The sequence below is a fragment of the Bacteroides sp. AM10-21B genome, from assembly GCF_003472565.1.
GTDB classification, from domain to species: Bacteria; Bacteroidota; Bacteroidia; order Bacteroidales; family Bacteroidaceae; genus Bacteroides; species Bacteroides propionicigenes.
This window is the reverse complement of the sequence record NZ_QRME01000005.1, coordinates 87,113-106,902: the sequence shown is the minus strand read 5'-3', so window position 1 is coordinate 106,902 and position 19,790 is coordinate 87,113. Positions and strand designations below refer to the sequence as shown.

The 19,790-nt window shown below is 47.5% G+C and carries 15 protein-coding genes and 1 tRNA gene; 2 read left to right on the top strand and 14 right to left on the bottom strand.

The window, feature by feature from the left end; genetic code table 11:
* Nucleotides 1-64 precede the first annotated feature (64 nt).
* Genes DW121_RS07890 through DW121_RS07880 form a run of 3 tightly spaced genes read right to left on the bottom strand, consistent with a single transcriptional unit; the run spans nt 65 to nt 5,671 of the window.
* On the bottom strand, nt 65-2,227 hold the full coding sequence (locus DW121_RS07890) for a S46 family peptidase (RefSeq protein WP_118323471.1): 2,163 nt from the start codon (nt 2,225-2,227) through the stop codon (nt 65-67).
* Between the two features lie 17 nt (nt 2,228-2,244).
* Nucleotides 2,245-4,404, bottom strand: coding sequence for a S46 family peptidase (locus tag DW121_RS07885; protein WP_118323470.1), 2,160 nt, complete (start codon nt 4,402-4,404; stop codon nt 2,245-2,247).
* 34 nt (nt 4,405-4,438) lie between these two features.
* Nucleotides 4,439-5,671, bottom strand: a complete 1,233-nt coding sequence (locus DW121_RS07880; RefSeq protein WP_118323469.1) for an anaerobic sulfatase-maturation protein — start codon at nt 5,669-5,671, stop codon at nt 4,439-4,441.
* Nucleotides 5,672-5,804: 133 nt separating this feature from the next.
* Between DW121_RS07880 and DW121_RS07875 the strand changes: the two genes are divergently transcribed.
* Nucleotides 5,805-6,557 (top strand): DUF4369 domain-containing protein, encoded by a 753-nt coding sequence (locus DW121_RS07875; RefSeq protein WP_118323468.1) that lies wholly within the window; start codon nt 5,805-5,807, stop codon nt 6,555-6,557.
* Nucleotides 6,558-6,585: 28 nt separating this feature from the next.
* Here DW121_RS07875 and DW121_RS07870 read toward each other — a convergent pair whose 3' ends face one another.
* The 7 genes from DW121_RS07870 to DW121_RS07840 all read right to left on the bottom strand — a co-directional run bounded on the left by DW121_RS07870 (nt 6,586) and on the right by DW121_RS07840 (nt 12,849).
* On the bottom strand, nt 6,586-7,344 hold the full coding sequence (locus tag DW121_RS07870; RefSeq protein WP_118323467.1) for a lysophospholipid acyltransferase family protein: 759 nt from the start codon (nt 7,342-7,344) through the stop codon (nt 6,586-6,588).
* 47 nt (nt 7,345-7,391) lie between these two features.
* Nucleotides 7,392-8,621: a metallophosphoesterase gene (locus tag DW121_RS07865; protein WP_118323466.1), complete on the bottom strand. Its 1,230-nt coding sequence runs from the start codon at nt 8,619-8,621 to the stop codon at nt 7,392-7,394.
* A complete protein-coding gene (locus DW121_RS07860) occupies nt 8,609-9,235 on the bottom strand; it encodes a hypothetical protein (RefSeq protein ID WP_117711425.1) in 627 nt (208 codons plus the stop codon). The genes DW121_RS07865 and DW121_RS07860 overlap by 13 nt, the downstream gene beginning before the upstream one ends.
* 3 nt (nt 9,236-9,238) lie before the next feature.
* Nucleotides 9,239-9,724: an RNA polymerase sigma factor gene (locus DW121_RS07855; protein ID WP_118323465.1), complete on the bottom strand. Its 486-nt coding sequence runs from the start codon at nt 9,722-9,724 to the stop codon at nt 9,239-9,241.
* A gap of 69 nt (nt 9,725-9,793) precedes the next feature.
* A complete protein-coding gene (locus DW121_RS07850; protein WP_117711427.1) occupies nt 9,794-10,729 on the bottom strand; it encodes a vitamin B12 dependent-methionine synthase activation domain-containing protein in 936 nt (311 codons plus the stop codon).
* 1 nt (nt 10,730) lies between these two features.
* Entirely contained in the window at nt 10,731-12,092 is a 1,362-nt protein-coding gene (locus DW121_RS07845; protein WP_118323464.1) for a dihydroorotase, read from the bottom strand.
* Between the two features lie 4 nt (nt 12,093-12,096).
* The gene (locus tag DW121_RS07840; RefSeq protein ID WP_118323463.1) at nt 12,097-12,849 is read right to left on the bottom strand and encodes a polyprenol monophosphomannose synthase; all 753 of its coding nucleotides are present in this window, start codon (nt 12,847-12,849) and stop codon (nt 12,097-12,099) included.
* Nucleotides 12,850-12,958: 109 nt separating this feature from the next.
* Here DW121_RS07840 and mfd point away from each other — a divergent pair, with 109 nt between their 5' ends.
* Nucleotides 12,959-16,345, top strand: coding sequence for a transcription-repair coupling factor (gene mfd, locus DW121_RS07835; RefSeq protein ID WP_118323462.1), 3,387 nt, complete (start codon nt 12,959-12,961; stop codon nt 16,343-16,345).
* 1 nt (nt 16,346) lies between these two features.
* Here the strand turns inward: mfd and DW121_RS07830 are convergent, their stop codons facing one another.
* The 4 genes from DW121_RS07830 to folD all read right to left on the bottom strand — a co-directional run bounded on the left by DW121_RS07830 (nt 16,347) and on the right by folD (nt 19,678).
* A complete protein-coding gene (locus tag DW121_RS07830; RefSeq protein WP_118323461.1) occupies nt 16,347-16,979 on the bottom strand; it encodes an HU family DNA-binding protein in 633 nt (210 codons plus the stop codon).
* Between the two features lie 499 nt (nt 16,980-17,478).
* Nucleotides 17,479-17,555, bottom strand: a tRNA-His gene (locus tag DW121_RS07825).
* Nucleotides 17,556-17,645: 90 nt separating this feature from the next.
* Nucleotides 17,646-18,788: a CapA family protein gene (locus DW121_RS07820; RefSeq protein ID WP_187120019.1), complete on the bottom strand. Its 1,143-nt coding sequence runs from the start codon at nt 18,786-18,788 to the stop codon at nt 17,646-17,648.
* Between the two features lie 8 nt (nt 18,789-18,796).
* Nucleotides 18,797-19,678, bottom strand: coding sequence for a bifunctional methylenetetrahydrofolate dehydrogenase/methenyltetrahydrofolate cyclohydrolase FolD (gene folD, locus DW121_RS07815; RefSeq protein WP_117711481.1), 882 nt, complete (start codon nt 19,676-19,678; stop codon nt 18,797-18,799).
* Between the last annotated feature and the right edge of the window lie 112 nt (nt 19,679-19,790).

Below are 19,790 nucleotides of genomic sequence, written 5' to 3'. Positions count from 1 at the left end.
AATCTTTGTTTTATAATAGTTTATGAGTATATAACAGATAAATGGAAGAATTGTTCACTAAGCATTATTCGCTAATCGTCAGTTCTTTGATGATGTGCGAAGCGCCGGCATACTTGTCTATGATGAACAAGGTGTAACGGATGTCCACACAAGCTGCACGTTGTGACGAGGGGCGGAAAGCGATATCACCGGTCAGGCCCTCGTAGTTGCGGTCGAATCCTGTACCTATCAGTTCGCCTTTGGCATTGAATACCGGGCTGCCGGAATTGCCACCTGTATTGTCTGTGTTTACGATGAAGCAGACGGGCATTTCTCCATTGGGCATGGCATATCGTCCGAAGTCCTTAGTCCGGTACAATTGCTTTAATTTGTCGGGAACTACGAATTCCCAATTGTCGGGATCTTCCTTCTCCATCGCTCCTTTCAGTGTGGTGTAATATCCATACTCCACACCGTCGACAGGCTTATACGGCAATACGCGTCCGTAGGTCAGGCGCAGGGTAGAGTTGGCATCGGGATAGATAGGCGTACCGGCTTCTTGTTTCATGTCCATCATGCCTTTTACCCATACCTTATGGGCGGCATTGTAGTTACGGTTGGCATCCATCATGGCAATGGTGGTTTGTAGCAGACCATCGGTGATAGAGTATTTGAACAGCGTCATCCAGTCATTGCCAACCTTGTACAGGCTGGGTTTGCGGATGAATTTGGCAAAGTTTTCCTTACTGCCGAAGATGGAATACTTGAAGCAAGCGTCGATGAAAGCATCACTGTCTCCCTTGAAACGCTTGTCGATAACTTTGAAAATACCGATACGTTGTTCGTCAGGGATATATTTCATGTAGGTTTGCAGCATTTTCTTGCCTACAATACGTTCCACTTCGGGGAAAGGGACAGAGGCGAAATACTTGTCGGCGGCAATTTGCAGGCTGTCTGCTGCAGCTTTTATTTTGGCTTTGTCCTTACTCTGCAATGCAGTGACCAGAGCCGTAGTACTCGGAATTTTCATAAAGTCAAGACCTGTAATCAGGGCTTCCTGAATGGCTTGCTGATGATAAAGAGCATTGCGGCGGTGTTTTACGATGCTGCGTATTTGTTCGAAGGCTTTTTGGTAAGAACTGTCGTTCAAGGCACGACCGCGTGCAAGGAGTTGTTCCTGTTGGGTGCGTTTGGTGTCCAGTACTTTCAAGCGGACAAGTCCTTCGTTCATGCCGATGGCGTTTTTCCAGTAATTGGCGGACGAGGCGTATTTACTTGCATAATGAATGCGTACGGCATCATCTTTCAGCATTTGTTCCATAAGGGCTTTCTGGCGGACATCGCGCACGTGGTGGCGCATAAAGTTAGTGGTTTGCATACGTTCTTCCACTTCGTCGGAAATCATATAGCGCCAGTTGCGTCCGGGAAATCCCATGACAAATGTAAAGTCACCTTCGCGGTAACCGGCAAGGCTGATAGTGAGGTGCTTCTTTACTTGCAAAGGTATATTGTCCTGACTGTAAGTTGCAGGCTGTCCGTTCTTGTCGGCATAGATGCGGAATAGGGAGAAGTCTCCTGTGTGGCGCGGCCACATCCAGTTGTCCGTATCGGCTCCGAACTTTCCGATAGAAGAGGGGGGCGCGCCTACCATGCGAATATCGCTGTAAGTGGTCTTGAGAAACAAGTAGTATTTGTTTCCGCCATAGAATGCTTTCAGTTCCGCTTTGCGGCCGGGCGTCAGCGTGATGCCTTGCTCGGAAAGGAAACGGTCGGCTACCATGGTAAGGTATTTGGGAGACAGATAATTCGTTCCGTTCGGGTCGGAATCTATCTGCAACTGTTCGTTGACGTAGTCCGTTACGTCCATTATTTCGTCGATGTAAGTAACGGTGAGGCCTTTACAAGGTAACTCCTCGCTACGTGACATCGCCCAGAAACCGTCCGTCAGATAGTCATGCTCCACGCTACTGTGCTGTTGGATGGCTCCGTAACCGCAGTGGTGATTGGTCAGTACCAGCCCTTCTGCAGAAATAACTTCGCCTGTGCAACCGCCTCCGAAGTGTACTACCGCATCTTTCAAGGCTATGCCGCCGGGATTGTATATTTCTTCGGCGGGAATCAGCAGACCGAGTTCCGTCATGGCGACCTCGTTTTGTTGTTTGAGGTCGGTCAGCATCCACATACCCTCGTCGGCATATGCCGAGAGGATACCGGATGCAAGGAATATTGCAAATATAATTCGTTTCATATCAATATGCGTTAGAATCACTCAACAATATTCATTTCTTTTATCAGATGTCCGCAGTCTCCCAGTTTTTCCAGAATGAAGAGTACGTAGCGGATGTCCAGCGCGATGCAACGTTGCAGGTTGTTATCGAAGTTGATGTCACCGCTCAGGGATTCCCAGTTACCGTCGAATGCGCAACCGATGAGCTGGCCTTCGCCGTTGATGACAGGGCTGCCGGAATTACCGCCGGTGATGTCGTTGGTGGTCAGGAAGCATACGGGCATTATACCGTCTGCCATGGCATAGCGGCCGAAGTCTTTGTTGAGAATAAGTTCTTTCAGTTTGGCCGGTACTACGAACTCACGGTCTTCGGGGTTCTCCTTTTCGAGAATACCGTCTGTGGTTGTGTAGTAGTTGTAATGCACTGCGTCGCGCGGGCTGTATGACTTCACATTACCATAAGTCAGGCGAAGCGTGAAGTTAGCGTCCGGATAAGACGGTACGGGGAGTTTCATTTCTCCTAAACCGCGGATATATGCTTTGTGCAGCAGGTCAAGTCCGTCGCTCAGGGCGTTGTTCTCCAAGGCAACGGCTCTTATTTTCTCTACTTTCGAGCGTGAGTAGGCGGTAGCGGGGTCTTTCTCAATGACCTTTACCGTAGGCTTCTTCATGAACTTGTCGAAGTTTGTACGGTTGGAGAGAATAGAGTTGTCATATATATCATCTATATAAGCGTTATAGTCGCCTTTGTACTTGTCGCGGATAGTCAGGTAGAAGCCGGGCAGCTCTTCCGGTCTCAGCTTTTGGGCAAGGGCGGGTAAAATAGCTTTGGCTACGGCACGGTCTACTTCGTGGTCATAGTCTTTGTTGTGTATATCATTGAACACTTTTTCCAGTTGTGCTTTGCCGGCAGTGAGCAATGAATCGTTTTTCTCCTCCAATGCTGTTTTAATATTGTCCATAATCATGTACGGGCTGCCAAATTCAATGGCGCCGCTCAATGCTTCGTACAAGTAGTTGAGCTGACGGGTAACAGGCATTCTTTTGGCGATAACACCGTCTATTTTGTCTACTACGCCTTCATATTCAGGCTTGCCTTTGGCAAATTCGGCGAATTTCTTTTCCTGTTCCGCTTTGGCGCCCAGCACATCATTGTCTACGATTGCCTTGTTCATGCCGATAGAGTTCTTCCAGTAGTTACTGCTTCCGGCAAATTTGCTGGCATATTGGATGCGGGTTTTGTCACTGGCATTCATGTATTTGCGCAATACGTCAAGACGAACGCCACGCATATCAATCATTGCTTGGTTGTCGGCTTCCATGCGTTCTTTTACTTCCGACTGGGTAAGGTAACGGCTGGTTCTGCCGGGGAAGCCCATAATCATGGCGTAGTCATTCTCTTGCAGTCCTTTGATGGAAATCGGCAGGAATTTAGGAGTTTGCAAAGGCACGTTGTCTTTGGAGTATTCGGCAGGCTCTCCATTCTTGTCGGCATAGATACGGAACATGGAGAAATCGCCCGTATGGCGCGGCCACATCCAGTTGTCGGTTTCACCGCCGAACTTTCCTACCGAGGAGGGGGGAGCGGCTACCATGCGCACATCGCTATATACCTTATAATAGAACAGATAGAATTTATTTCCTGCATAGAAAGGCAGGGCTTTTACTTCAATGCCCGGCTTGCCTTTCAGATCGCTTTTTTCCAGTTCTTCTTTGGCAAGTTTGCTGAGGAACGGTGCGGTCAGTGCGTTGACTTCCGTTACTTCTCCGGATTTAATTTTTTCGTTTACGAGGTCGGTGATGTCCACAATGCGGTGCACAAAACGGAACTTCAATCCCGGAGTAGGCAATTCTTCGTTGCGGCTCTTTGCCCAGAAACCGTCTGTCAGGTAATCGTGTTCTACGGAGCTATGCTGCTGGATAGCGCCGTAACCGCAGTGGTGATTGGTAAGGATTAATCCTTCCGGCGAAATGATTTCGCCGGTACAACCGCCGCCGAATATGCCTACGGCATCTTTCAACGATACACCGTTCGGGTTATATAAGTCATCTGCTTCGAGCTTCAATCCTTGTTTCTTCATCATGTCGGTGGAATTCTGCTGTTTCATGAGTTGCAGTAACCACATTCCTTCGTCTGCGCGTACGGAGCAGACTGTCAGCACGGCAATAGCCGCAATCAAATACTTCGTTAATTTCATCCTTCTTAGTTTATTGTTAATGTACTATATTGTTTCATTTGAATTTTCCTTCCCGAATAGCTTCCATGATATTGGCAGGCGGACGCTGATTCAGTAATTCCTGTTTCATAAAGTCCATGTAAGGGGCCGCATGCTTGAAGAATTTCCGGTAGCCGGCACATAGGTAGTTCAAGCCGGGTTCGCCGCTTGCAGTATGTGCAAAACGGTTTTTGGGGCATTCGCCATTACAGGCAAACAGCCATTCGCATTCCCGGCATTGGGTAGGGAGTGATTTTTGTTTCATCAGTCCGAAGGCTTGCTGCTGTTCGCTGTACATCATCTCTACCAATGTTTTCTGATAGATATTTCCCAATTTGTATTCCGGAAACACAAAGTGGTCGCAAGCATATACGTCACCGTTAAATTCCATTACGCCGGCATGTCCGCAGGTTTTTGCCATGGAGCATACTCCCGGTTGCTCGCCTACCCAGTTGGCAAGGGTGGAGTCGAACAGTTGGATGTAGTAAGTGCCCACATCTTGCTTCACCCATTCGTCAAACAGGGTGCAGAGGAAGTTTCCCCATTGTTCCGGGGTGACGGAGAAATCAGCCAGTTCCGTTGCTTTTTCTTTGTCTGCCAATGATGCCAAATGACGTCCGTCCTGATGAGGCGTAATTCGCTCTACAATAGGAGCGAACTGGATATAGCGGGAACCAATCTCTTTGAAGAAGTTATAGAATTCGAGAGGATAGTCGGCATTAAAGTCATTCACTACCGCCATTGCATTCCATTCCACTCCATGTTTCTTCAGTAGGTTGATGCCTTGCATTACTTTGACAAAAGACGGTTTTCCGAGCTTGTTCTTGCGGTACTCATCGTGGAACTCCTGCGGGCCGTCGATGGAAACACCCACCAACCAATTGTTCTCTTTGAAGAACTCGCACCATTCGTCGGTGAGCATTGTCCCGTTGGTCTGTATGCAGTTGTCTATTGTCCGGCCGTTGGCATATTTCTTCTGCAGTTCCATGGCTTTTTTATAGAAAGCCAACGGACGCATCAGGGTTTCTCCGCCATGCCAAGTGAACAACACCTGTGGCATTGTTTGCGAATTGATATATTCTTCAATGAACTTTTCCAGCAACTCATCACTCATCACGTGTTTGGGATTGTTCACGTACAGTTTGGACTTCTCCAGATAGTAACAATAATCACATGCAAGGTTGCATACGGCCCCTACGGGTTTGAGCATTACATAAAGAGGTTTGGCAAAAGGAGCATAGGTTGACATGTCTTTTTTCCGTTTTTTTATTATTTATAATTGTGCAAAAATACGTAAACCAAATGAAAATTCCTTTCTTTCTATCCGGTTTATAAGGAATATTAATACCTTTGCTGCGTGTAATTCATAAATCGTTTCCTGCATGATTAGAATGAGTGTAAACCGTATTTTGCCTCTTTTGCTTTTACTCGTGTTTTTCACTTCTTGTACCCGGAAGTATAAGGTGGAGGGTAGCTCCTCGGTCACAAGCCTCGACGGGAAAATGTTATTTCTTAAAACTCTTCGGGACGGTCAATGGGTAACTATTGATTCTGCAGAGGTTATTCACGGGCTTTTCTCCATGAAAGGCAGGGTTGACTCTGTGATGATGGTTACTCTTTATATGGACAATGAGGGGATTATGCCGCTTGTGCTGGAAGACGGTAGGATAGAAGTTTCCATCTCAAATACGCAACTGACGGCTAAAGGCACATTTCTCAACAACCAGTTGTATGAGTTTATAGAAAAACGGAACGCACTGGAATTGCAGATAGAGGAACTTGACCGTAAGGAGGCGCGTATGGTGCTGGACGGAGCCAATCTGGAAGATGTCCATAGGGAGTTGGAGCAGGAGGGGGAGAATCTTGTGAAGGAAATGAACAGTTATGTAAAGCAGTTCATCATTGACAATTATGAAAATGTCTTGGGTCCGAGTGTATTTATGATGATGTGCAGTACATTGCCGTATCCTATCATGACCCCGCAGATAGAGGATATTATGCGAACCGCTCCGTTAACGTTCAAGCAGAATAAGTTGGTAAAGGATTTCCTTTCAAAAGCAAAAGAAAATATGCAGTTGATTGAGGAACATCAGCGTGTCAAGCAAAACGCTTCGGCTGACACTCCCCGTCAGTAAACTGTAACCTGTGTGTGGACTGGGAACCTTAACGGTCTTGGTCTTCGTTTTTAATCATTCCTTTAAATTTCTCCGGAAGACTGCTTTCTACGGCTGCGTATGCTTCAGCCATAGTTGCTTTGATATTTTCCGCGCCTTGCCCTTTGGGGGCAATCGGTTCATGGATGGTCAGTATCATGCGGTGGCGGCGTATCCACTTGCCGGTACGTGGAAGTATCTCGAACGAACCGTCAATGGTAACGGGAACTACCGCCAATTGAAGTTCGTCCGCCAATTGGAAAGCTCCTCTCTTGAAATATCCCATATGCCCGGTGAATGTGCGCGCCCCTTCGGGGAATACCACTAATGATACTCCATTTTTAAGCGATGATTCTGCTTGCTTCATAGTTGCCAATACTTTTCGAGGGCTGGAACGGTCTACAAAGATATGTCCGGCGCTTTCGCAAGCCTTGCCGACAAATGGAATCTTACGAAGGCTTTTCTTCATCATCCACTTGAAGTTTCTTCCCAGAAAACCGTAAATCAGGAAAATATCGAAAGAACCCTGATGATTGGGGACAAACACGTAGGAAGTACGCTTATGGAGTTTCTCCCGTCCGTTTATTTTTACCGGAATAAGCAGAAGATAACAAATCAGTTGTGACCATATTTTACCGGGATAATACCCCCAAATATGGGCGCCGCCCAGCAGTGAACCGATAATTGTGACTAATGCGGTGAGGATAGTCAACACCAATAATATAGGCAGTGCAAAGCAAACTTGATAAATATTATAGAGTATCTTCATGGTTTTTGGGTTTTATTGCCACAAAGATAGACCTTTTTTGTATTTTGCTACTCTTTCTCGCTAACTAATTTTATAACGGTGATTTCGGGCCATGCGCCAAAGCGGAAAGGCAGTCCTACGTAGCCTATGCCGACATTGACATATAATGCACGTTTGCCTTCGTAGTACATACCGGACCATTCCGGATAAATGAGAGAGGCTAACGAGTGCCCTAACATTTCCATTTGCATGGCATGGGTATGCCCGGAAAGGGTAAGCTCTATGTCAGAGTCCGGCAAGACTTCACGTCGCCAGTGGGTGGGGTTATGGCTGAGCAGAATACGAAACATCCCTTCTGTTCCCCGTAGGGCTTTGGGCAGGTCGGCAAACTGTGAGAAAGGTGGTTCACCATCATTCTCGACACCTACCAGCGCGATGCTGTCACCTTTGTGACGCAGGATGGCATACTCGTTATTCAGCATTTTCCAACCCATCTCTTTTTGCTGACTTATTAAATATTCCAAGTTGGCAACTTCCTCTTTCCTGTTGCGCCAACGGTAATATGTGCCGTAATCATGATTGCCGAGAACGGAATATACTCCGTCGGGTGCATGAAGCTGCGAAAGTATTTCTTTGAAATTATCCAGTTCGTGACTTTGCTGATTAACCAAATCACCGGTAAAGACAATGATATCTGCTTGTTGCTCGTTCACCAGCTTTACCAAATGCTGAACGGCTTCCTCTTTTCCCTGCCAACTACCTATATGTATGTCTGACAGTTGCAGGATGCGGTAACCGTTAAATTCTTTGGGAATATTGGCCGACCTGTATTCCACCTCCTTTACTTCAAAACGTGTAATACCCGCCATTGCTCCATAAAGGATATTGGTAAAAGTGATTGCACCTAATATTATGCCGAGAAGCGTATAAGGAAGCCGGTGGGCAACGAAAGGATAGCGGGGGTTCCTGAATGGCGTATGGAAAATGATGAATGACAGCAACCGGCTGATTCCCCGCATCAATATGCCCAGCAGTGAACAGAGCATAAATACCGTTTTGGGAACGGCAAACAACATTACCGCCACCGCCAGTCTGCCGATGCTTTGAGGATGATGTGACAGGGCATTATCTCCTGTCAGATAGATGTAGTAGATGTATATAGCTACCAGTATGGCGGTAGGAAGCCAATAGGCGCTGCGCCAGATGATATTACGCGTTTTCTTAACAATGTACACCAAATAGATGTACATATCCGGTAAAAGCAGGAATAAGATAAGTATAAGGGTTATTCGGTGCATATATCTTCCAGTTCTTCTATATTCTTTTTAATGCTGTCGAGGTGTTTGTAGATGACTTTCTTATAAATGAAATATATGAGGATTACATCCCATATGATACAGAATCCCAGCATGATAGCTTGTACTATGAGCGGCATCGTATAGTAATCCATCACCCAGTAGAACAGTGCGGTGAAGATGACTGCCCAAATAGCCACTGCCCATACTTCGTAACGAGTCCAGCAGCGGAATGTGGTCATGCGCCGGCTTACTTCGGCTACGGACATTTCGTCTACCCTCGTATTCCTGTTCCAAAGGTAGGTTTTCCAGTCCCACCACATGCCGCCGAGGATAGTGGCGGTGATGAAGGCCAAGAATAGGGCTGTCTTGGTTTGTAAGTGTTCGTTGAAGCCGAAGGTGGGGAGCAGGAGCCATATCAACAAGATAATAGCCAGACCGACCGCACCCACTCCGAGTGAGAAGCGTTGCAGGATTACGAGTCGTCCCAGGCTACGGCGGGTATTCGTTTTATAGCTTGCAATCAGTTCCTTAATTTGTTTTTCATCGGCGATAGGTTCCTTTTGCAACTGTGCATCCAATGCATTCCATGATTTTTTCAGTTCGTCCAGTTCCATATATTATTCCTCCTTGTTCATCTTTTTCAGTTTGTCTTTAATACGGCTGAGTTTAGTGGCCACATTGGTTACAGTCAGTCCGGTGATTTCGGTAATCTCTTCATAGCTTTTCTCTTCCAGATAAAGCAGGATGATGGACTTCTCCAGTTGTCCCAACCGGTTTATCATCCGGTAGAGTTGCCGTAACATGGCTTGCGTTTCGTCATCCTCTTCGCTGCGGTCGGCTTCTTGTGTGAGGGTTACAATCTCCGGAATGTTCTTTTCTTTCCGGATGAAGCTGATACAGGTATTCAAGGCGATACGGTAAATCCACGTCGAGATTTTACATTCCCTTCTGAATTTGGGAAACGCTTTCCAGATGTTGAGCACTACTTCCTGATATAGGTCGCTAAGAGTCGCGTTCGGAGTGGTGTATAAGTAACACACCTTATAGATAACGCGTTCATATTCCCGTATGACGGACATAAACTCTTGTTCTATATTTTCCATTGTATTGTTTCTCGAATCGCTTTTATTTTGTTTGTCGTAACAGAAACCGGAAAATCACACTTTTAGCATTCAACTCTTCAGATTTTCTGCAAGAAACTTTCGCATTTCATCAATCGGCTTACCGCGTCGGCGGGCATAATCTTCCAATTGGTCTTCGCCAATCTTGCCTACGGCAAAATAGTGTGACCGGGGATGTGAAAACATAAGTCCGCAGACAGAGGAATGCGGATACATGGCTCCGTTTTCGGTTAGCGTGATGCCTATTTGTTTCATATTCAGGAGTTCGTCCAGTATGAAGTTTACGGACTGGTCGGGCAGGGAAGGATAACCCACTGCCGGACGAATACCCTGAAATTTCTCGGCCAGTAAGTCCGGGATGGAGAGTGACTCGTCGGGAGCATATCCCCATGCCGCTTTACGTACATATTCGTGCATTTTCTCTGTTGCAGCTTCGGCGAGCCGGTCTGTCAAAGTTTGTACAAGGAGATGTTTGTAAGGGTCGTCTTGGTAGTAACCTTCGCTCTCCGCGCTGATGGAAGAGGCAAAAAGGCCTATCGTATCGGCTATTCCGGATGAAAGGGGGCGTATGAAGTCGCTCAGGCAGAGAAACGGGCCTCCATCCGGACGAGGAGTCTGTTGGCGGAGCAGGGGGAACACCGTATCTTCAATAATGAGGTTGTCTCCTTCTGCATTAGCACGGCACAGCCTGTAGATGCACTGAACCGTAAGGGATTCATCCAGCCGGTTGAGTATCCTGTTGGCTTCCTTAAACAGTTGCATGGCTTCGGCAGCTTTGGCACGTTCTTCTTGTGGAAAAGCCGCAAGCCACATGGCGCGGCAGGAATCACAGCCGTGAATGTTGGCGATTGCCGCAAACTTGGGTTGGAAGCCCCAAGCATGGAAAAAATAAATCCAGTTGATGTAGGGACTTACCTCGTGGACTTTATAATTGATAGTTGGCAATTGATGATGTATATATAGGTTATTCTCTGAATCGGTTAACATATTACGCTCCGGCTGACGGGTAATCGAATCTCAGTTCTTCACCGCGATAAGAATCATCCACCGTATCGCCATTGTAGACAAGATGTCCGTTGGCAAATGTCTTTTCCACTTTCCAGTTGAACGTATGTCCTTCTAAAGGACTCCAACCGCATTTACTCAAAATCTTGTCCGTAGTAACTTCCCAAGGAGAGTTTGGACGTACCAGCACTAAGTCTGCCTGATAGCCTTCGCGGATATATCCACGTTGACAGATACCGTATATTCGGGCAGGGGCATGACACATTTTTTGGACAATCGTTTCCAATGAGAAAACCCCTTCGTCCACCAGTCCGAGCATACTGACGAGAGAAAACTGTATCATGGGCATACCGGACATCGCTTTCAGTGCGCCTCCCTCTTTTTCACTCAGCAGGTGAGGGGCATGGTCGGTAGCTATCACATCAATCAATCCGGAATTGACAGCCGTCCGCAGAGCTTCCCTGTCCGCTTTTCGTTTGACGGCAGGATTACACTTGATGCGTGCGCCCAGACTGTTGTAGTGAGATAGTGAAAAAAGTAAATGTGCTACACAGGCTTCGGATGTGATATTCTTGTCTTCCAAAGGCTCATCACTGAATAGTCGCAGTTCTTTGGCGGTGGACACGTGCAGAATATGCAGGCGTGCTCCTGCAATCCTTGCCAGACGGATAGCCAAATCGGAAGACGTATAACAAGCCTGAACGGAGCGGATGCCGGGGTGGGCGTTGACGGGAATCTCGTCCGCTCCTTGATATTTTGTCTTGTATTTCTCGATGTTGGCTTTTATTATTTCCTGATCTTCGCAATGGGCGGCAATCAGCATATCCGTACCATTGAATATTTTCAGCAGACTATTCATCTTGTCTACCAGCATATTGCCGGTGCTGGAACCCATAAACAGCTTGATGCCGCAAACACGATGTTTGTCCAGCTTGTCAAATTCCGTATAGTTATTGTTGGTTGCACCGAAGTAGCAGGAGTGGTTGACGATACATTTTTCATTCAGCAAGTCGAACTTGGCATTCAGGGCATCCAGTGTTACAGTCAGCGGATTGGTGTTGGGCATATCCATAATGGATGTCACACCGCCGGCGGCTGCCGCGCGGCTTTCCGTCAGGATATCCGCTTTATGGGTAAGGCCCGGGTCGCGGAAATGCACGTGGTCGTCAATGATGCCGGGCAACAGGTAGCAGCCTGTTGCGTCAATCACTTCTTCACAAGGAGCGGAGAGAGGTTTCCAGTTGGTGAGAACTTCGGCGATGCGTCCGTTTTCTATAACGACCGAACCTTGGATGGACTGTCCTTCGTTGACAATCGTAGCGTTGTGTATCAGCGTCCTTTTCATATCTTTAGTTTTTTAAGTTTGGATATTTATGAAACCAGCTATTCCACTTCAGCCGGATAACTCCGAACACGGCTTCTCCGAAAATGCTGCTGTTCATCTTGGATGTTCCCAGTTCGCGGTTGATGAAGATAACCGCTACTTCCTTCACATTCGCCCCGCATTTATAAGCGGTGAACTTCATTTCTATCTGGAAAGCATAGCCTTTAAAGCGGATGCCGTCCAGATTGATGGTCTGCAATACCCTGCGGCGGTAGCACACAAAGCCGGCAGTGGTATCGTGGATGGGCAGCCCCGTAATGATACGTACATATTTGGAGGCGAAATAAGACATCAGTACACGTCCCATAGGCCAGTTCACCACATTCACGCCGCTGACGTAGCGTGAGCCGATAGCCACATCCGCCCCTTCTTCGGCACAAGCCCGGTAGAGGCGGGGTAGGTCTTTGGGGTTGTGGCTGAAATCGGCATCCATTTCGAATATATATTCATAGTCGCGTTGCAACGCCCATTTGAATCCGGCTATGTAGGCCGTGCCCAAACCCAGCTTTCCTTTGCGTTCCACCATAAACAGGCGGTCGGAAAACTCCTGCTGCAAGTCTTTTACGATAGCGGCTGTGCCGTCGGGTGAGCCGTCTTCGATGATAAGTATGTGGAATCCGTGCTCCAAGGCAAAAACGGCACGGATGATATTCTCGATGTTTTCCCGTTCGTTGTAGGTGGGGATGATGACAATACTGTCTGATGTCTGCATATTCATTGAAAATATATGGGGCTTGTTAATGGGAACAAATGTAGTGCTTTTCTATTACTTACAGACAAAACTAAGGATTATTTATGTATTTTTGCAACGGAAATTCACCGTAACAATGATTATTACCGAACTGCAACAATTATATGCCGCCCATCTCAATGTAGAGGGTGTGTGCAGGCTGCTAAAGGACAATTCCGTCCGTCATCTTTATTGTAGCGGCTTGTGCGCTTCTGCCGCTTCGCTGTTTTCGTCCGTGCTGGTACAGCGGGCGGAATGTCCGTTTGTTTTTATCCTTGGCGATTTGGAAGAAGCCGGATATTTCTATCACGACCTGACACAGATTTTGGGAACCGAACAGGTGTTGTTCTTCCCCTCCTCCTTCCGCCGTGCCATAAAATACGGGCAGAAAGATGCCGCTAACGAGATTCTCCGTACGGAAGTGCTGAGCCGCCTGCAGAAAGGCGAGGAAGGGCTTTGTGTAGTTACCTATCCGGATGCGCTGGCAGAAAAGGTTGTTTCCCGTAAGGAACTGGGAGATAAAACCTTGAAACTCTATACGGGCGAAAAGGTGGATATGAACTTTGTTACGGAGGTGCTGCGCAGTTACGGTTTCGAGTACGTGGATTATGTGTACGAGCCGGGGCAATATGCCGTGCGCGGCAGCATTATCGATGTATTTTCCTTTTCTTCCGAATTTCCTTTCCGTATAGACTTCTTTGGAGATGAAGTGGAGAGCATCCGTACTTTTGAGGTGGAGAGCCAGCTTTCCAAAGAGAAGAAAGAAGATATTGTCATAGTCCCCGATTTGAGCCGTAGCTTGGAGCAGGGCGGCAATGGCGGAATGGTATCTTTCTTGGATTTCCTTCGGCCGGACACCTTGCTGGCGATGCGTGATTTCCTCTGGTTGCGTGAGCGCATTCAGACCGTTCACGATGAATCGCTGACCGCTGCTGCCATTGCCGCCCGCGAGGCCGAAGAAAACGGTGCAATCTCTCTGGAAGGAAAGTTGATTGACGGGGGAGAATTTACCTTGCGTGCACTCGATTTCCGCCGTATGGAATTCGGCGCGAAGCCTACAGGAACACCGGATGCGACAGTGTCATTCAGTACCGCCGCACAACCTATCTTCCATAAGAATTTCGACTTGGTGGCGGAAAGTTTCCACGACTATCTTTCCCGCAACTACACCCTCTATATATGCAGTGACAGCCTGAAACAAACCGACCGTATCCGTGCTATCTTTGAAGACCGGGGAGATGATATATCCTTTACCTCCGTTGAGCGTACCTTGCATGAGGGTTTTGCCGATGATACTTTGCGTCTCTGCATCTTTACCGACCACCAGCTGTTCGACCGTTTTCACAAATACAACCTGAAAAGCGATAAAGCCCGTAGCGGCAAGGTGGCTTTGAGCCTGAAGGAGTTGAACCAGTTTACTCCCGGAGATTACGTGGTGCATACCGACCACGGCGTGGGACGTTTCACGGGACTGGTGCGTATTCCTAACGGAGATACGACGCAAGAAGTGATGCGTCTGGTCTATCAGAATGACGATGTGGTCTTTGTCTCCATCCATTCTTTGCATAAGGTTTCCAAGTACAAAGGCAAAGACGGTGAAGCCCCCCGCCTCAACAAGCTGGGTACCGGTGCATGGGAGAAATTGAAAGACCGTACCAAGACCAAGATTAAGGATATAGCCCGCGACCTGATAAAGCTCTATTCGCAACGGCGCGAGGAGAAGGGCTTTCAATACAGCCCCGACAGTTTTCTGCAACGGGAACTGGAAGCGTCTTTCATTTACGAGGATACCCCCGACCAAAGCAAGGCAACCGCCGACGTAAAGGCGGATATGGAAAGCGCCCGCCCCATGGATAGGCTGGTATGCGGCGACGTAGGCTTCGGCAAGACCGAGGTTGCCGTGCGTGCCGCTTTCAAGGCGGTGGCGGACAATAAACAGGTTGCCGTCCTCGTTCCCACCACCGTTCTTGCCTATCAGCATTTCCAGACTTTTAAGGAACGTCTGAAAGGCCTGCCTTGCCGTGTGGAATATCTGAGCCGTGCCCGGACGGCGGCACAGGTCAAAGCCGTTATCAAGGGTCTTGCGGACGGTGAGGTGAATGTCCTTATAGGAACCCACCGCATTCTGGGTAAAGACGTTAAGTTCAAAGACCTCGGCTTGCTGATTATCGACGAAGAACAGAAGTTCGGTGTCTCCGTCAAGGAGAAGCTCCGCCAACTGAAAGTGAACGTGGATACCCTGACCATGACCGCCACACCCATTCCCCGCACCTTGCAGTTCTCCCTGATGGGTGCGCGCGATTTGAGCGTCATCCAGACGCCGCCGCCCAACCGTTATCCCATTCAGACGGAAGTGCATACGTTCAGCGATGAGATTATCACCGATGCCATCAACTTCGAAATGAGTCGCAACGGACAGGTGTTCTTTGTAAACAACCGCATTTCCAATCTCTCTGAACTGAAAGCGATGATAGAGCGCAACATCCCCGATTGCCGTGTATGCATCGGTCACGGGCAAATGGAACCTGCCGAACTGGAAAAGATTATTTTCGACTTTGTCAATTATGATTATGACGTATTGCTCGCCACTACCATTATTGAGAGCGGCATCGACATACCGAATGCCAATACCATCATCATCAATCAGGCGCAGAATTTCGGCTTGAGCGACCTGCACCAGATGCGCGGTCGTGTGGGGCGCAGCAATAAAAAGGCCTTCTGCTACTTGCTGGCTCCTCCCTTGTCCTCGCTTACGCCGGAAGCCAAACGCCGCTTGCAGGCCATCGAGAACTTCTCCGACTTAGGCAGCGGCATCCACATCGCCATGCAGGACCTCGACATTCGCGGTGCGGGCAATATGCTTGGCGCAGAGCAAAGCGGCTTCATTGCCGACTTGGGTTACGAAACTTATCAGAAGATATTGTCCGAAGCCGTACATGAGCTGAAGACCGACGAGTTTGCCGATCTCTATGCCGACGAACTGAAAGGCGACGGCACTATCAGCGGCGAGCAATTTGTAGACGAGTGCCAGGTAGAGAGCGATCTTGAATTGTTGCTGCCCGCCACTTACGTCACCGGTAGCAGTGAGCGTATGTTGCTCTATCGCGAACTGGACGGTTTGACGCTGGACAAGGATGTAGACGCCTTCCGCGCCCGCCTCGAAGACCGTTTCGGACCTATTCCCCCCGAAACGGAAGAGTTGCTCCGTATCGTTCCCCTACGCCGTCTTGCGGCACGTCTGGGAACGGAGAAGGTGTTCCTCAAAGGTGGTCGTATGACGCTGTTCTTTGTCTCCAATCCGGACAGCCCTTACTATCAGAGCCGGGCTTTCGGCAAAGTCATTGCCTACATGATGAAATACACCCGCCGTTGCGACCTGCGGGAGCAGAATAACAAGCGGAGTATGGTGGTGAAGGATGTCACTACCGTGGAAGAGGCTGTGGTGGCGTTGCAGGAGATTGTGGCGATGCAGGTGGAAGAATAGGTTAGTCTGTTGTTCGCTTGATATATATCTTGTGTGACCCTCTGCCAGTATGGCCGATTCCGCTTTCAGGCATTTCGCTCCACTGTTTCAGCTCTTGTGCAGCGGCGTTGCGCAGTAGTCCTGTCAGTTCGCAGTAATCACCTACTTTCAGTAACGGATGTGACTCTAAATAGTCCTGCGCCAGTTTCAGCCGTTGTTCGGCGGTGTAGCGTGAGGAAGAGTGCCGGAACTTCCATTTAGAGCGGTCCAGTATGCAACTCCGTCCTGTCTCGTAGATAAAATCCTTGTCTGCACGGAAGTTGATGTTGTCCACACAGATACTTCTTACGTTGCGTTTTTGTCCGCCTTGTTCGGCGCTTTCCCGTTCAAAGCCTTCGCGCAGCCCTAATGAGGGAGTGAATACACCCAGTCCGTCCACTTTCACCGAGTGCCCTTGCCCCATTTCACGGGCTATGGCTTGGGTGAGTGATTTTACCAGTCCGACGATGTCGCCGGGAGTGAAAGTGCTGGCGTGGTTGATGTGTTGTGCAAGGTAATCCAAGTCTACTTGTCCCCAAATCTTGATGCGGGGGAAGAGTATTTTTTCGCCGTCTTCGTTGGGAAGATTAGAGGTCTGCATTTGATATTCTGCCATGATATTTCTTGTTGTTTACGGGTTGATAATTCGGTGATTGATGTCCGTCCTGCATAGGGCTAAGGAAGAAGTGGCATGGGATAGGGACAGAAGTAGGCAGACTTGCTTACCGAGGAGGCTTAACCTATGCTTTAAACTGTATCTTCAGTTTAAAGATATGTATCTTTAGGCTGGAGATGGCGGTCTTTAACCTAAAGATGTTCATCTTGAGCGTAAAGATACGGCTTATTTCCTATATGAGCAAGCTTTTCTCCTAAGAAGTGGGTGTTTGAAAACAGGAGTGTGTATGTTTCTTTATGGATAGCTGACGGTTAGTATCTTCTTATCCTTATATGTATAGGGGCGGCATCAGCTCCTGATACCCGTGTTTTTGTATGCGAATATTTTAGAATTTATTATAGTGTCATTCAGATTATATTTTAGTGGAGTCAATCTACCCGTAAAAGCCTTATTTACAATAAAAAAGAGGAAAATCATCTCTGAATTTCCTCTTATCTTTTGGGGTGACTGAAGGGACTCGAACCCTCGACATTCAGAACCACAATCTGACGCTCTAACCAACTGAACTACAGTCACCATGTTGTTGCATTTCTTAAATGCGGTGCAAAGATAGGGATAATCTTTGATATTACAAATATTTCGATGAATATTTTCAATTAAAAATAGCTATTTGTTATTCTCATAAATTCCTGTGTTGTGCTGTAATAGGAGATTTCGTGAGTTTTTTATAAAGATATTCAGGCGATTACGAGCCGATTCCGGTAAGTTGTCAGCCGATGAGTAGGAAGGATATAAAATGTAATTTTTTTCTCCAGTGAGAGTGGGACGAGCGGTCCACACCAAGGTATATCCACACCGGATGACACGGGAGAATGGAAAAGAAGAGACAAAAGGCTTGAGTGACGGTGAATAACTCAAATTGTTTTGCAATGGATGAATAGGATTGGGAAGAGGATATTTTTCAAGTTCTAGCGTAAAGATAAGGCCACCGTCCGTATTTGCGGCACTCATGTTGGAGATGAAGTTTCCTAAAGAATAGACAACAGCATGTTGTTGATTGCCATCCTTGCGTAATTCCATAGGCTGGATTACGTGTGGGTGTGAACCAATAATATGGGTTACTCCTTGTTCCAGCAGCCAGTCAGCAAGTTCGCGTTGCGCGTGATTAGGGAGTGATTGATATTCTTCTCCCCAATGCATACAGGCTATAATGGCGTCCGGACGTACGGCTTGAGCACTATGTATATCCTTTAGAATTGTTTCTTTGTTGATATAATTGACAATGTTGGGCGCAGATGCTTTGATTCCATTAGTACCGTAAGTGTAGTTGAGTATAGCTATGCAAAAACCTTTTTTCCGGATGAAAAGAGGATAGTGTTGCCTGCGTTCCATGCTGTTACGGTAAGTGCCTGCATGGGGTATGGAGAGAGAATCCATTTGCGCGATAGTACGTTCCAGTCCTTTCTTGCCACGATCCAGACAATGGTTGTTTGCGGTAAGAAGAACATCGAATCCTGCATCTTTGATAGCTTGCAGATATTCGTCGGGTGCACTGAAAGTGGGATAACCTCGGTAGGGTTTTCCACCGAGAGTTACTTCAAGGTTGCCTATTGCAATATCGGCACGGGAGATTTCTTTCTTTACGAGGGAGAAATAAGAGGAGTAATCATATTTCCCGCCGGAAGTACGGGCAGCATCTATTTGTGCTTGATGTTGCATCAAGTCTCCTACAAATAATAGTGTAATCCTTTCCTGCGAGGAAAGGGTTACACTATATAGTAGAGAGATAAGGGTGATGAGGGCTTTCATCATCCTTGTTATTGGTAAATAGCTTTCTTGCCTGCCAGAAGTGTGTTTTTCATTAAGGAGACAATGGTCATCGGACCTACACCACCGGGCACAGGAGTGATGAATGAACATTTTGGAGCAACCTCATCGAACTTGACGTCACCGGTCAGTTTGAAGCCGGATTTTTTGGTTGTGTCCGGTACACGAGTAGTACCTACGTCAATAACAACTGCACCTTCCTTCACCATTTCCGCTTTTACGAAGTTGGGTTGCCCCAATGCTGCGATAATAATATCGGCTTCTTGGCACTCTTTTACCAAATCCTTGCTGCGGCTGTGACAAACGGTTACCGTGGCGTCACCCGGGTAAGCTTTTTGCATCATGAGGGCAGCCATAGGTTTACCTACGATGTTGCTGCGTCCCAGTACAACACATTTCTTTCCGGAAGTTTCTATTTTGTATCTTTTCAGTAGCTCGAGAATACCGTTGGGGGTTGCGGAAACGTAGCAAGGCAGCCCTATGGACATACGTCCTACATTGATAGGATGGAAGCCGTCCACGTCTTTGCGATAGTCGATGGTTTCGATCACTTTCTGTTCCGAGATATGTTTGGGTAAGGGTAGTTGGACGATAAAACCGTCTACATCTGCATCCTCATTCAGCTCGCGCACTTTCGCCAGTAACTCTTCTTCCGTTACATCTGCCTCATAACGAATTAGCGAGGATTTGAATCCGCATACTTCACAAGCTTTTACTTTGGCGGCTACATAGGTTTCGCTGCCACCGTCGTGTCCTATAAGGATAGCTGCCAAGTGAGGACGTTTTCCGCCGCGTGCCACTATATCAGCTACTTCTGCTGCAATTTCCTGTTTTACTTGTTCGGAAATTGCTTTTCCGTCAATTAGTGTCATATTCAATATTGTTGTATTAGTTATTATTTGCATAGCATTATTCGCAAAAGTAGACTAAATAACCGAATAAAGCAAAAATCCCGCCGATTTCATTTAATATATGAAATCGGCG